9 protein-coding genes are annotated in these 12901 nt (G+C 71.7%); 6 read left to right on the forward strand and 3 right to left on the reverse strand.

What is annotated here, in order from left to right:
- The first annotated feature begins 31 nt into the window (after nt 1-31).
- The gene (locus OHA72_RS31190) at nt 32-586 is read left to right on the forward strand and encodes a CPBP family intramembrane glutamic endopeptidase (RefSeq protein WP_327011356.1); all 555 of its coding nucleotides are present in this window, start codon (nt 32-34) and stop codon (nt 584-586) included.
- Between the two features lie 24 nt (nt 587-610).
- Entirely contained in the window at nt 611-1483 is an 873-nt protein-coding gene (locus OHA72_RS31195) for a metallophosphoesterase (protein ID WP_327011357.1), read from the forward strand.
- Between the two features lie 775 nt (nt 1484-2258).
- Here OHA72_RS31195 and OHA72_RS31200 read toward each other — a convergent pair.
- Nucleotides 2259-3995 carry a condensation domain-containing protein gene (locus tag OHA72_RS31200; protein ID WP_327011358.1) on the reverse strand — a complete coding sequence of 579 codons (1737 nt, stop codon included), beginning with the start codon at nt 3993-3995 and terminating at the stop codon, nt 2259-2261.
- A 237-nt stretch (nt 3996-4232) separates the two neighbouring features.
- Between OHA72_RS31200 and OHA72_RS31205 the strand changes: the two genes are divergently transcribed.
- Together OHA72_RS31205 and OHA72_RS31210 are read left to right on the forward strand one after the other, a co-directional pair.
- The gene (locus OHA72_RS31205) at nt 4233-5582 is read left to right on the forward strand and encodes a glycoside hydrolase family 10 protein (protein WP_327011359.1); all 1350 of its coding nucleotides are present in this window, start codon (nt 4233-4235) and stop codon (nt 5580-5582) included.
- 12 nt (nt 5583-5594) lie between these two features.
- A complete protein-coding gene (locus OHA72_RS31210; RefSeq protein ID WP_327011360.1) occupies nt 5595-6938 on the forward strand; it encodes an extracellular catalytic domain type 1 short-chain-length polyhydroxyalkanoate depolymerase in 1344 nt (447 codons plus the stop codon).
- Between the two features lie 64 nt (nt 6939-7002).
- On the opposite strand, the gene OHA72_RS31215 is transcribed toward OHA72_RS31210, so the two are convergent.
- Both OHA72_RS31215 and OHA72_RS31220 read right to left on the reverse strand, forming a co-directional pair.
- Nucleotides 7003-9345: a beta-xylosidase/alpha-l-arabinosidase gene (locus OHA72_RS31215; RefSeq protein WP_327011361.1), complete on the reverse strand. Its 2343-nt coding sequence runs from the start codon at nt 9343-9345 to the stop codon at nt 7003-7005.
- Between the two features lie 131 nt (nt 9346-9476).
- The gene (locus OHA72_RS31220; protein ID WP_327011362.1) at nt 9477-10481 is read right to left on the reverse strand and encodes a LacI family DNA-binding transcriptional regulator; all 1005 of its coding nucleotides are present in this window, start codon (nt 10479-10481) and stop codon (nt 9477-9479) included.
- A gap of 185 nt (nt 10482-10666) precedes the next feature.
- On the opposite strand from OHA72_RS31220, the gene OHA72_RS31225 reads away from it, so the two are divergent.
- Nucleotides 10667-11917, forward strand: coding sequence for an ABC transporter substrate-binding protein (locus OHA72_RS31225; RefSeq protein WP_327011363.1), 1251 nt, complete (start codon nt 10667-10669; stop codon nt 11915-11917).
- Between the two features lie 10 nt (nt 11918-11927).
- Complete coding sequence (locus tag OHA72_RS31230; RefSeq protein ID WP_327011364.1) at nt 11928-12896, forward strand: carbohydrate ABC transporter permease; 969 nt, start codon at nt 11928-11930, stop codon at nt 12894-12896.
- Nucleotides 12897-12901 lie beyond the last annotated feature (5 nt).

A 12901-nucleotide genomic window follows, 5' to 3' on the forward strand; every position in this document is an offset into this window, starting at 1 on the left:
GGACGTGGCGGCCGCCTGCACAATGTGCGACATGACGGTCACGAATGCGCCGGGCGTCCCGTTCCACCGCCTGGCGCGCACCGCGACGCACCGCTGGTGGCGCCCGGTGGCCGGCACGCTGGTGCTGCTCGTGCTGGTGCCGTTGCAGGCGGCCGCCGAGGAGTATGTGTGCCGCGGCTGGTTCCTGCAGGCCGTCGGCGCCTTCGTCCGTACGCCGTGGCTGCCGATCGGCGTGCAGGCGGTCATCTTCGCCGCCGTCCACGGCACCGGCACCGCGTGGGGACTCGCGGACGTGGCCGTCTTCGGGGCGGTCACGGGCTGGCTGGCGGTGCGCACCGGCGGCCTGGAGGCGGGCATCGCCCTGCACGTGGTCAACAACCTGATCGCGATGGTCGGCGCGGCCGCGTTCGGGGTGCTCGCGTCGGACGAGTCCGCCGCGGACTCGCCGTGGCAGCTCCTCGCCGTCGACGCGTCGCTCATGCTCGTCTACGCCGCCACCATCACCTGGCTGTCCCGCCACCGCCGGCTGGTCACGCTCGCCCCGGCGGCCGGGCCACCGGCCGCGGTGCTGCAGGCCGCCGCCTGAGCGTCGGTCGCCTACGCTGGCAGGATGTCACGGGTCGTCCTCCTGCCCGACCGGGGAATCCTGCTGGCCGCCACGGACCTGCACGGCAACCTGCCCGACTTCCACGCGGTGGTACGCCGTTTTCTGGACCTTTGCGCGTCCGCCGCCGACCCGCCGCACCTGCTGCTGTGCGGCGACCTGGTCCACGGCCCCGCCCTGCCCCGCGCCGACTGGCCCGACCACCTCGGCGACTGGTACGCCGACGCGTCGGTCGAACTGCTCGACGAGGCGTGGCGGCTGCAGCGGCGCTTCCCCGGCCAGGTCCACTACCTGCTCGGCAACCACGAGCACGCGCACCTCGGCGGCCCCCGGCTGTCGAAGTTCCACCCCGACGAGGCCCTCCACCTCGAGGAGTCGTACGGCCCCGCGCGCTTCGCCGCCGTCCGGGACTGGCTCGCCGGCTGGCCCCTGGCGGCCGTCGCGCCCGCGGCGGGCATCGCCTTCACCCACGCCGCACCGCACGCGGTCATCACCTCCCCCGCAGACCTCGACGCAGCGCCGCTGACCGGGTACGAGAACGTCGCCCTGCACGACATGGCCGGCAGCGGCGTGGCCGGCGCGCTGCTGTGGGCCAGGACCACGACCACGGCCCGGGCAACCGCCTTCCTGCGCGCGCTGCACCCCGGCTGCCGGGTCGCGGTCTTCGGCCACGACGTGATCCGTGAGGGCCACCTCGTCGAGCGTGAGCCGCTCCTGTGCGTCTCCACCAGCTACGGCTGCCACGACGGCGACAAGGTCTACCTCGAATGGGACCTCGCCACCCCCGCCGCGACGGCGACCGCGGTCGCCCGCACCGGCCTGCGCCCGCTGCATCCCGCCGCCACCCCCGTCCACCGCCATCCCACCACCACGACGTAGCGCGCGTCGCCGCCGCGCGGGCGTGTCGCGGCCCGAAACAGTTCGGGCCACGTCAATTTCCCGGGAAGCGGAACGGCATTCCCCGGAACACCGTTCCGCTTCAGGAAAAACCGCGAAATCCAAACACGTTCCACGCCGCGACCCGCCGCATGCCGCGACCCGCCCAGGTCGGAGCCGAGCCCCTGAGCCGGGCCCGTCCAGGTCAGGAGTGCGCCCGGGTCGGGGGTGCGCCAGGTCCGGGTTCCGCCTGGTCGGGGTGCGCCAGGTTGGGTGGCGTTCTGAGTCGGGCCCGTCCAGGTCGGGAGTGTGCCCGGGTCGGCGGGTGAGCTGGGGTCGGGGTGCGCTCGGGGTCAGGGCACGCCGGGAGCCGGCGCTTAGGACGCGCCCGGGACAGGGCCGACGGCCCTCCCGAGGCTGGGGTCGGGACGAGTGCGTGCCCGGGGCTGGGGCCGGTGCACCCAGCGCCGAGTGCGCGCCGATGCTGGGGCCGGGGCACGCCCAGGGCTGAGGCAGGGGACGCGCCGGGGCTGGGGACGCGCCAGGGGCAGGGCCGAGGCCGCGCCAGAGCGGGGAACACGCCGGGACTTGGGCTGGGGACACGCCGGGGCGGTGGCGGGGTGCAGCGGGCGCAGACCGGTGCGGGCGACCGTGGCCGCGGGGACGGCTGGGGCGGCTGGGGACGCGGCGGGGCTGAGTGTGCGGTGGGGGCTTGGCCGGGGAGGACGCGGCGGGGTCGAGTGTGCGGCAGGGCGCGGGGCGGGCGGGGCGTTCAGGTTCAGGCGGGGGTCAGGGCCAGGTTGGTGGGGCGGCCGGAGCCCTCGCTCAGGACCTGGCCGGCGCGCCAGGCGGCCGGGTCGTCGGGCTCGGCGGGGGACTGGCCGCACAGGACGTAGTGGCGGGGGGTCATCGCGGCGTGGCGGCCCGGTAGGGCGATGAGGCAACGGGCGTGGGCTTCCTGCGGGGTGTCGGGGCCGCCGGCGATGTAGGCGACCAGTGGTGTGCCGTCGACGGAGGCGAAGACGCGGCAGACCGCCGGGGCGAGGGCGTCGTCGAGGAGGCGCTGGACCTCGGCGAGGTCGACCCAGCAGTGGTCGACGTGCAGCCAGCCCGGGGGACGCTCGATCGGGGGCAGGGCGAGCGCCGCGACGATGCCGGCGTGGTCGAGGTCGGCTGCGGCGGCGGTGACGATGAGTCGCTCCAGGGCCAGCAGCAGGGACTTGGCCTCGGCCGGGCCGACGCGGCCGGTGTCGCCGCTCCACAGGCGCGCGATCAGCGAGCCGTCGACGCGGCCCAGGTCGAAGCGCAGCAGGATGTCGGTGGGTGGCATGTCGACCCACTGGGTCTCGGTGGGTGCGGCCGTGGCGACGTCGGTCAGCGGGCCGTGGCCGGGGGTGTCCATGACGATGCTGTTGAACAGCGGCTCGAACGACGGCGCGATGCCGCGGTCGGTCTTGATGCGGACGGACTGCTCGTGCTGGCGGTACACGTCGTAGGTGCCGTGCAGGCCGGCCTGCAGGACCGCGCCGAAGCAGCGGCCGACCAAAGCGTCGAAGCCCGAGCTGCCGACCTCGACGGTCAGGAACGTCGCCTGGGCCTGGGTGCCGACGTAGCGGAGCAGTTCGGACTCGAAGCGGTTGGCCGACAGCGTCACGAAGGTGCAGGTGGCGTCGCCGGTACGGCGGGACAGCAGCGCCGAGAACGCGGCCAGCACGATCGCCGGGCGGCTCGCCCCGGTGCGCGCCGCGACGTGCTCCAGCGCCGCCGCCGCGGCGGGCGAGGACATGCCATACGCGCCGGAGCCCTTGCCTGGCCCGGTCCGGGGCTTGGCGTACGGATGCGCGGGCGCTGCTGGTCGCGCCCGCTCCCAGTGTCGCAGCGCCGCGTCCATGCGCCGGCGTCTTGCCGGCCGGTCCTCCAGCGCGGCGCGGTCGAGCGGCTGCGGCCGGGGTTCGCCGGGCACCCGGGCGGCCGGGTCGCGGATCATCTCGGCGAACTCGGCGTCCAGCACCGCCAGGGCCTGGAAGTCGACCGCGATGTGCGAGCAGACGACGACGGCGGCGACCACCAGGCCGTCACGGACCGCGACCGCGAAACGGACCGGCGGCTCGGCGGCGACGTCGAACGGCTCCGCCCGGCACAGCGCGACGAGCCGCCCGGCGTCGACCGCGCCGGCAGCGTCGGCGGAGTCGGAGGAGGAGGCGGAGGCAGAGGAGGCGGAGTCCCGGGCATCGGTGGAGTGCACCAGCATCGGCAGCGAGCCGACGGCCAGGACGCGCTGCTCGCCCGGCTCGCCCAGCAGGTACGTGCTGCGCAGTCCCTCGTGCCGGCACAGCAGCACCTGGAAGCACTCGGCGACGTCCCCGAGGGTCGTGCCGGGCGGTACGTCGAAGGCGTGGTCGAGCACGGCGGCGGGCGCGTGCGGGACGTTGAGCAGCCACTTCGCCGTGTTGCGCTGGCCGGCGGTGAGCGGACCGGCCGCGGACCGGTGACCCTCGAACCGTAACCGCACCATTTCAGGGTCCTTTCGCTCCGGCCGAGCACACGGCACCGCCATCGAATCAAGAAACCATGGCGCTGATCAATGAAAGTTTCAGTTTTTGTTTTTCGAAACTGGTGCGCGGCGCTGCTGTCAGCAGGGCAACGCGGGTCACGACGGGAAATTCGGGCTGGTGAAGACGTTGTCATCGGTCTATTCCGTGATGCTGATCGGGTCCCCGCCGAACATGTTTCGAAAACGGAAGGCGTTGTGATGGACAGGAATCGGAAACGGGCGCTGGGCGCCGCGGGTGCGGGTGCTCTGGCGGTGGTGGTGGCTGTTGGTATCGCTTCGGCTGCGGATGCGGCGGCGTCGACGTTGCATGCTGCGGCGGCGGAGAAGGGCCGGTATTTCGGTACGGCGGTTGCGGCGTACAAGCTCAGTGACTCGGTGTACAGCACGATTCTGGATCGTGAGTTCGGGATGGTGACGCCGGAGAACGAGATGAAGTGGGATGCGACGGAGCCGTCGCAGGGGTCGTTCTCCTACGGCTCGGCGGATCAGATCGTGGCGCATGCGCAGGCGCACGGTCAGCGGGTGCGGGGGCATGCGCTGGCGTGGCATCAGCAGCAGCCGGGCTGGGCGCAGAACCTGTCGGGGACGGCGTTGCGTAACGCGATGGTCAACCATGTCACGCAGGTCGCGACGCATTACAAGGGCAAGATCTATGCGTGGGACGTGGTGAACGAGGCGTTCGCCGATGGTGGTGGCGGCGGGCGGCGTGACTCGAGCCTGCAGCGGACGGGTAATGACTGGATCGAGGTGGCGTTCCGTGCGGCGCGGGCCGCGGACCCGGCCGCGAAGCTGTGTTACAACGACTACAACACCGATGGGCAGAACGCGAAGTCCAACGCCGTGTATGCGATGGTGTCGGATTTCAAGGCTCGTGGGGTGCCGATCGACTGTGTGGGGTTCCAGTCGCATTTCAACAGTGCGAGCCCGGTCCCGTCGGACTATCAGGCGAACCTGCAGCGGTTCGCGGACCTGGGCCTGGACGTGCAGATCACCGAGCTGGACATCGAGGGCTCCGGCAGCGCCCAGGCCGACAACTACCGCCGGGTCACCGAGGCCTGCCTCGCGGTGAGCCGGTGCACCGGGATGACTGTGTGGGGTATCCGTGACAGCGACTCGTGGCGTGCCTCGGGCACCCCGCTGCTGTTCGACGGCAACGGCAACAAGAAGGCCGCGTACACCAGCACTCTGACCGCCCTCGGCGGCGGCGGACCCACCTCCAGCCCGCCGAGCAGCCCGCCGGTGAGCAGCTCCTCCCCGCCGGTCCCGTCCGGCGGCTGCACCGCCACCGCGTCGGTCAACCAGTGGCAGGGCGGGTTCGTCGTCGCCGTCAGGGTCACCGCCGGCTCCGGCGGCACCAACGCATGGACCGTCACCATGCCACTGCCCAGCGGCATCACCGTCACCAACTCCTGGAGCGTGACCCGCAACGGCAACACGTTCACCAACGTGTCCTACAACGGCCACATCAACCCCGGCCAGTACACCGAGTTCGGCCTCCAGGCCACCGGCACCGCCGGCACCCTCACCCCCACCTGCGCCGCGAGCTGAGAGAGAACGGCCATGCGCATCCGAAACAGAATCCTCGCCGCCGCCTCGGCCGCGGCGGTCCTCGCCGTCGCCGGCATCACCCTGTTCGCGTCGCCGGCGTCCGCCGCAACCCTGACCGAGGTCACCAACTTCGGCACCAACCCGAGCAACCTGCGCATGCACCTGTACGTGCCGAACACCGTCGCCGCCCGCCCGGCGGTCGTCGTGGCCGTGCACTACTGCACCGGATCGGGGCCGGCGTTCTACTCCGGCACCGAGTTCGCGTCGCTTGCCGACCGGTACGGCTTCATCGTGGTCTACCCGTCCGCGACCCGCAGCGGCAACTGCTTCGACGTCTCCTCGCCGGAGGCGTTGCGGCGCGGCGGCGGCAGCGACCCGGTCGGCATCATGTCGATGGTCACCTACGTGCAGCAGCACAACAACGCCGACCCGGGCCGGATCTTCGTCACCGGCGCCTCGTCGGGCGGCATGATGACCAACGTCCTGCTCGGCGACTACCCGGACGTCTTCAAGGCCGGCGCCGCGTTCATGGGCGTCCCGTTCGGCTGCTTCGCCACCACCGACGGCTCGTCCTGGAACAGCACCTGCTCCAGCGGCCAGCTGAACAAGACGCCGCAGCAGTGGGGTGACCTGGTCCGCAACGCCTACCCCGGATACAGCGGGGCCCGGCCGCGCATGCAGCTCTTCCACGGCACCACCGACACGACCCTCGCCTACCCGAACTTCGGCGAGGAGATCGAGCAGTGGACCAACGTGCTCGGCGTCAGCCAGACCCCCGTGTTCACCGACCAGCCGCAGCAGAACTGGACCCGCACCCGCTACGGCAACGCGGGCACCATGGCACCGGTCGAGGGGATCAGCATCGCCGGGGTCGGCCACTCGCTGCCCATGGCGGGACAGGCCGCGATGGTCATCGCGTTCTTCGGGTTGTCCGGGGGTACGAGCCCGACGCCCTCCAGTTCGCAGCCGTCCTCGCCGTCGGCATCGCCGTCGAGGTCACCGTCCGGTTCGCCGTCGGGTTCGCCGTCGGTGCCGGTCGGGGGCTGCCAGGTGTCGTACACCGTGAACGCCTGGAACACCGGGCTCACCACGGCCGTCACGATCACCAACGCCGGCACCACCGCCGTCAACGGCTGGACCCTCGGCTTCACGCTGCCGTCGGGGCAGACCGTCACGTCGGCGTGGAACGCGACGGTCACACCCACCTCGGGCGCCGTCACGGCGCGCAACATGAGCTACAACGCCGGCATCCCGCCGGGCGGCTCCGCGTCGTTCGGGTTCCAGGCGAACCACACCGGCAACACCGGCAGGCCCGCGGCGTTCACGCTGAACGGCGCCGCCTGCACCAGCGTCTGACCGCATGACGAAGGGCGGGACCCGAACGGGTCCCGCCCTTCCGCGTCAGCCGGAGGCCGCCGCGTCAGCCGGAGATCGTCACCCGCGGGTGCAGCTCCCGGTCGTGGCCGACGAACCGGCGCGGGCCGACGACCGGGACCCGCACCGCCGCGTGGACGTCCGCGCTGGAGCGTGCGACCCGCAGCTCCACGTCGCCCGGCTCGACCAGGCGCCGCCCATCCCGGCCCGAGTAGGACAACAGGTCCGCGTGCAGGCCGAACACGACCGTGCGCTGCTGCCCCGGGGCCAGATCCACCCGGGCCGCGGCGATCAGCTGCCGCTCTGGCCGGGCCACCTCGGCGACCGGGTCGTGCAGGTACACCTGGACGACGGTGCTCGTCGCGCGGTCGCCGTCGTTGCTGACCGGCACCGACACCTCCACGCTGCCGTCGGTCGGCCAGCCCCCGGCCGGGTCCAGGACGACCTCGCCCCACGTCGTGCCGGTGTACGACAGCCCGTGGCCGAACGCGAACAGCGGCGTCGGATCCACGGTGCTGACGCCGCTGCTCGCGGCGAGCGGCGCGGCGAGGTACGTGGCCGGCTGGCTCGCGCCGGCGCCCGGGAAGCTCACCGGCAGCCGCCCCGACGGGTCGATCCGTCCACTGAGGACACCCTCGATCGCGGCGGCGCCCTCCTCGCCGGGGAAGAAGCCGCACAGCACGGCCGCGAGCCGGTCGACCTGCCGGGACAGCTCATACGGGCGGCCGACGAGCAGCACCAGCACGACCGGGGTACCGGTGGCCAGCAGCGCTTCGAGCAGCTCCTCCTGCCGGCCGGGCAGCCGCAGGTCGCTCGCGTCGCAGCCCTCGCCGGACGTGCCACCGCCGAACAGCCCGGACAGGTCGCCGAGAACCGCGACGCACACGTCGGCCCCTTCGGCGGCCGAGACGGCCGCGGCGATCTGCTCGTCGTCGCCGCCGAGGACCGGGCAGCCCTGGGCGTACGTGACGTCGTGTCCGGCCTTGAGCGCGTCCAGCACCGACGGCACCGACAGCCCGGCGGGCACGTCGGGGTGGTGCACCAGAACGTGGCGGGGGAAGGAGTAGCAGCCGAGCATCGCGCCGGACTCCGCGGCGCCGGGGCCGACGACCGCGAGCCGGGCGCCGGGGCGCAGGGGGAGGGCGGGCCCGTCGTCGCCGGACTCGTTGCGCAGCAGCACGACGGAGCGCTCCGCGAGCCGCCGGGCGAGGTCCCGGGCGTCGGGCTCGTCGATGTCGATGACCGCACCGTCCTCGTGCAGCGCCGGCGGCTCGGGGCGCCAGTCCTCGTCGAGCAGGCCGAGCGCGCACTTCTGCAACAGGATGCGGGTGACGGCCCGGTCGATGAGGGCCTCGTCGACGTCGCCGGCCTCGACGGCGTCCAGCAGCGGCGCGCCGTAGCAGTTGACGCCCGGCAGCTCGACGTCGATGCCGGCGCGCAGCGCGAGCGCGGCCGCGTCGGCGCGGGACCCGGCGACGCCGTGCAACGTCTGCAGGAAGGCGATGGAGAAGTAGTCGGAGACCACGGTGCCGTCGAAGCGCAGCCGGTCCCGGAGCAGGTCGGTGAGCAGCGTCGGGTCCGCGGCCACGGGGATGCCGTCGATGTCGGTGTAGCTGTTCATGACCGAGCGGGCACCGGCGCGCAGCGCCATCTCGAACGGCGGCAGCAGCACGTCGGCGAACTCCCGCGGCCCGATCGACACCGGCGCGAGGTTCCGCCCGGCGCGGGAGGCCGAGTAGCCGGCGAAGTGCTTGAGGGTGGCCACGACCCCCGCGGACTCCACGCCGCGCACGTAGGCGGCGCCGATGGTACCGACGAGATGCGGATCCTCGCCGATGGTCTCCTCGACGCGGCCCCAGCGCAGGTCCCGGACCACGTCCAGCACCGGGGCGAGGCCCTGCTGGATGCCGAGCCGGTGCATGGTGCGGCCGATCTGCGCGCCCATCCGCTCGACCAGGTCCGGGTCGAAGCTCGCACCCCACGACAGCGGCGCCGGGTAGATGGTCGCCTGCCAGGCGGCCAGGCCGGTGAGGCACTCGTCGTGCACGATTGCCGGGATGCCGAAGCGCCCGGCGGCGATGATCTCCCGCTGCAGGCGCGCGACCCGGCGGGCGCCGTCGGCGGGCGCGATCGGCGTCGTGCCGTAGGCGCGGGTCACCTGGCCGAGCCCGTGGGGGATCTGGGCGTTCCAGTCGAACGGGTCGGGCGTCTGATCGTGCTGGTGCGGTGCGACCTCCCCGGCGGTGTCGTCGACGTCGAGCCAGGCGCCGTACATCTGCGCCACCTTCTCGCGCAGGGTCATCCGGGTCATCAGGTCGGCCACGCGTGCGGACGCGGGCGCCGTGGTGTCCCGCCAGGTTCCGGCGGAGACGCCGCTGTCGAGTGTCACGCTCGGTGCTCCAATGTTCGTCCAATGTTCGTTGCTGGGGCGCCGGACGACGGTCGTGCGGGCGCGCAGGGCATTGCGATGCGGGCGCCGCGTGCGGCATTGCACACGGCGCGGATGTGGTGGTGCAGCGTTCAGACGGCCCGGGTCGACCGGCGCACGACGAGGCGGGTCGGGAGCCGCACGTGCGTCGTGTCGACCGGCTCGCCGTGGATGAGTTTGATCAGCAGCTCGATCGCGCGGTGGCCCATCGCGTGGATCGGCTGTTCGACGGTGGTGAGGGCCGGGCTGGCCAGGGCGGCCTCCGGGACGTTGTCGAAGCCGACGACCGACAGGTCGTCGGGGACCCGCAGGCCCATGGACGCGGCGACCTCGACCGCGGCGATCGCCGAGACGTCGTTGGCGCCGAAGATGGCGGTGGGCCGGTCGGGGTCGCTGAGCAGGAACCGGGCCGCGGCGGCGGAGGAGTCCGGATCGTAGTCGCCGACGTGGATAAGGCCCGGGTCCACGGACACGCCGGCGTCCCGCATGGCCTCGCAGAAGCCCCGCTCACGCAGCCGGGACGACTCCAGGTCCGGCCGGCCGGAGATCATCGCGATGCGGCGGTGTCCCAGGTCGAGCAGGTGCTGGGTGCCCAGCCTGGCGCCGTTGAGGTTGTCCGAGTCGACGGTCGGCAGGCCGGACGGGCCGGCGTGCGGGTCGACGGCCACCACCGCCGTGCCGTAGTCGACGTCGACCACGGTCGGCGTGACCAGGACCGCGCCGTCGATGAGCGTGCCGGACAGCCGGGACAGGTAGCGCTGCTCCCAGCCGGCCTGGTCGCTGGTGCGGCCGCCGGCGGAGTAGACGACCAGCTCGTAGCCGGTGCCCTTGATGGCCTTCGCGGCGCCCTTGAGCAGCTCGGTGCTGAACGGCTCCAGGTCGGCGACGAGGATGCCGATGACGTTGGTCTTGTGGTTGCGCAGGCTCTGCGCCACGAGGCTCGCCTCGTAGCCCAGCTCGCGGATGACGGACTGGACGTGTGCACTGGTCGCTGCCGACACCCCGTATCGGGCGTTGAGCACCTTGGACACCGTCGCCACCGAGACGCCCGCGGTTGCGGCGACGTCCCGGATCGTGATTCGAGAACTGGGTTTCACGAGGGCAGAGTAACTTCCGATAACGATATCAACAACGATTGACAAGCGGAGTTCCTGAGGCGGAGACTCTGCGGTCATCGAGGGCCGAGCCCTTCGGCTCGGCTCGCCCCCGTCAGGAGATGATCACTTTGAACGTCCGCCTGAGCACCCCACGGAGGCTGGCCACGATTGCCATCGCACTTGCGATGGCGGTCCCCTCCCTGACCGCATGCGGTGACGACGAACCTGGATCGAGCGGCGACCCGAATGCCGCCACGACCTTGACCTGGTGGCACAACGGCGCCCAAGATCCCGCGAAGGGCGTCTGGCAGTCGCTCGCAGATCAGTACCACGCCGATCACCCGAATGTGTCGTTCAAGGTCGAACCGGCACAGAACGAGGCACTCAAGACCAAGATCTCGGTGGCGCTGCAGTCGCCGACACCGCCGAGCATCTTCCAGCAGTGGGGTGGCGGCGCGCTGGCCACCCAGGTCGAGTCCGGCAAGCTCATGGACATGACCGAGGCGACGTCGAGCTGGATCAACGAGCTCGGCGCCGGCGCCAAGGGCTGGCAGGTCGAGGGCAAGCAGTACGGCGTGCCGTTCGGCCTGCACGTCGTCGGCTTCTGGTACCGCACGGACCTGTTCGCACAGGCCGGCATCACCGCCCCGCCGACCACGATGGAGGAGCTCAACGCCGCCGTCACGAAGCTGAAGGCGAAGAACATCGCCCCGATCGCCGTCGGCGGCAAGGACAAGTGGCCCGACGCCTTCTGGTGGTCCTACTTCGCGATCCGGGAGTGCTCCCTGGACACCGTGAAGAACACCGTGAAGAACCTGAAGATGGACGACCCGTGCTGGGTCAAGGCTGGTGAGGACCTCAAGGCGTTCCTCGACACCAAGCCGTTCCAGGACGCCTTCCTCGGCACCCCCGCCCAGCAGGGCGCCGGCAGCTCCGCCGGTCTGGTCGCCAACGGCAAGGCCGCGATGGAGCTGCAGGGTGACTGGGAGCTGCCCACGATGATCCCGCTGACCGAGGACAAGGAGTACGCCAAGAAGCTCGGCTGGTTCGCGTTCCCGACCGTTGCCGGTGGCAAGGGCACCCCCGGGACCGCGCTCGGCGGTGGCGACGGCTACTCCTGCGCCGTCAAGGCCGGCGCAGCGTGCGCCGACTTCCTCAAGTACATCGCCAGCGCCCCGGTGCAGCAGAAGCTGGTGCAGAGCAACACGATCAGCCTTCCGGCGAACCCGGCGGCGATCTCCGCGATTCAGGACCCCACCCTCAAGACGGTGCAGGACTACCTGAACAAGGCGCCGTACATCCAGGTGTACTTCGACCAGGCACTGCCCACGAGCGTCGGGCAGGCACTCAACGACGCCGTTGCCGACTTCTTCGCCGGCAAGGGCAGCCCGCAGGGTATCGTCGACGCCTTCACCAAGGCGGTCGCGAACAAGTGATGGGTCACTGATGGGAACCGTTGCCGCCGCAACGGCGCCCGCGAAGCAGGCCGGCCGCGAGTCATCGCGGCCGGCCCGCCGGCCGGGGCGTCTCGGCACCCGGCTGGAACTCGCGCTGCTGCTCAGCCCGGCACTCGTGCTGTTCGTCGGGTTCGTGCTGCTGCCGATCGCGGTCGCCGTCTACTACAGCTTCTACAAATGGACCGGGTTCAGCCCCCGCACCCCGTACGGGCTGGGCAACTACCAGCGGGTCCTGGAGGACGAGGTCTTCCGTTCCGCGCTGCTGCACAACCTGATCATCGCCGCGCTGTCCGTGCTCGTGCAGCTGCCGCTGTCGATCGCGTTGGCGCTGCTGCTCAACCGGAAGATCCGCGGGCGGGCCGTGCTGCGCCTGGTGGTCTTCGCGCCGTACGTGCTGTCGGAGGCGATCACCGCGGTCGTGTGGCTGCTGATGCTGCAGCCCGGCGGCCTGGTCGACCAGTTGTTCAACGCGGTCGGCGCCGGTGGCCTGATCCAGGACTGGCTCGCCGACGGTGACCTGGTGCTCTACACGCTCTTCGTGGTCATCACCTGGAAGTACATCGGCTTCGGTGTCATCCTGCTCCTCGCCGGGTTGCAGAGCATCCCGGCCGAGCTGCGGGAGGCCGCCTCCACCGACGGTGCGTCCCCGTGGGACACCACCCGCCACATCGTGCTGCCGCTGCTCGGCCCCACGATCCGGATCTGGATCTTCCTGTCCGTCATCGGGTCGCTGCAACTGTTCGACCTGGTGTGGATCATGACGCTCGGCGGCCCGGCGAGCGCCTCGGCCACCATGGCGACCTACCTGCTCGATCACGGTTTCAGCCGCTACGAGTTCGGGTTCGGCAGCGCCGTCGCCGTCGTGCTCTTCGTCGTGTGCTTCATCTTCGCCCTGCTGTACCAGCGCTTCGCGTTGCGTCGCGACCTGCGGGGCGCACTGACTGGGACCAAGAGGTGACCGGC

The organism is Dactylosporangium sp. NBC_01737 (genome assembly GCF_035963215.1).
In the GTDB taxonomy this organism is placed as follows: Bacteria; Actinomycetota; Actinomycetes; order Mycobacteriales; family Micromonosporaceae; genus Dactylosporangium.

Bases quoted from the DNA above. Each gene is read 5' to 3' on its own strand.
- OHA72_RS31190 (WP_327011356.1), top strand. From the start codon at position 32: ATGACGGTCACGAATGCGCCGGGCGTCCCGTTCCACCGCCTGGCGCGC.
- OHA72_RS31195 (WP_327011357.1), top strand. From the start codon at position 611: ATGTCACGGGTCGTCCTCCTGCCCGACCGGGGAATCCTGCTGGCCGCC.
- OHA72_RS31200 (WP_327011358.1), bottom strand. From the start codon at position 3,995: ATGGTGCGGTTACGGTTCGAGGGTCACCGGTCCGCGGCCGGTCCGCTC.
- OHA72_RS31205 (WP_327011359.1), top strand. From the start codon at position 4,233: ATGGACAGGAATCGGAAACGGGCGCTGGGCGCCGCGGGTGCGGGTGCT.
- OHA72_RS31210 (WP_327011360.1), top strand. From the start codon at position 5,595: ATGCGCATCCGAAACAGAATCCTCGCCGCCGCCTCGGCCGCGGCGGTC.
- OHA72_RS31225 (WP_327011363.1), top strand. From the start codon at position 10,667: ATGGCGGTCCCCTCCCTGACCGCATGCGGTGACGACGAACCTGGATCG.
- OHA72_RS31230 (WP_327011364.1), top strand. From the start codon at position 11,928: ATGGGAACCGTTGCCGCCGCAACGGCGCCCGCGAAGCAGGCCGGCCGC.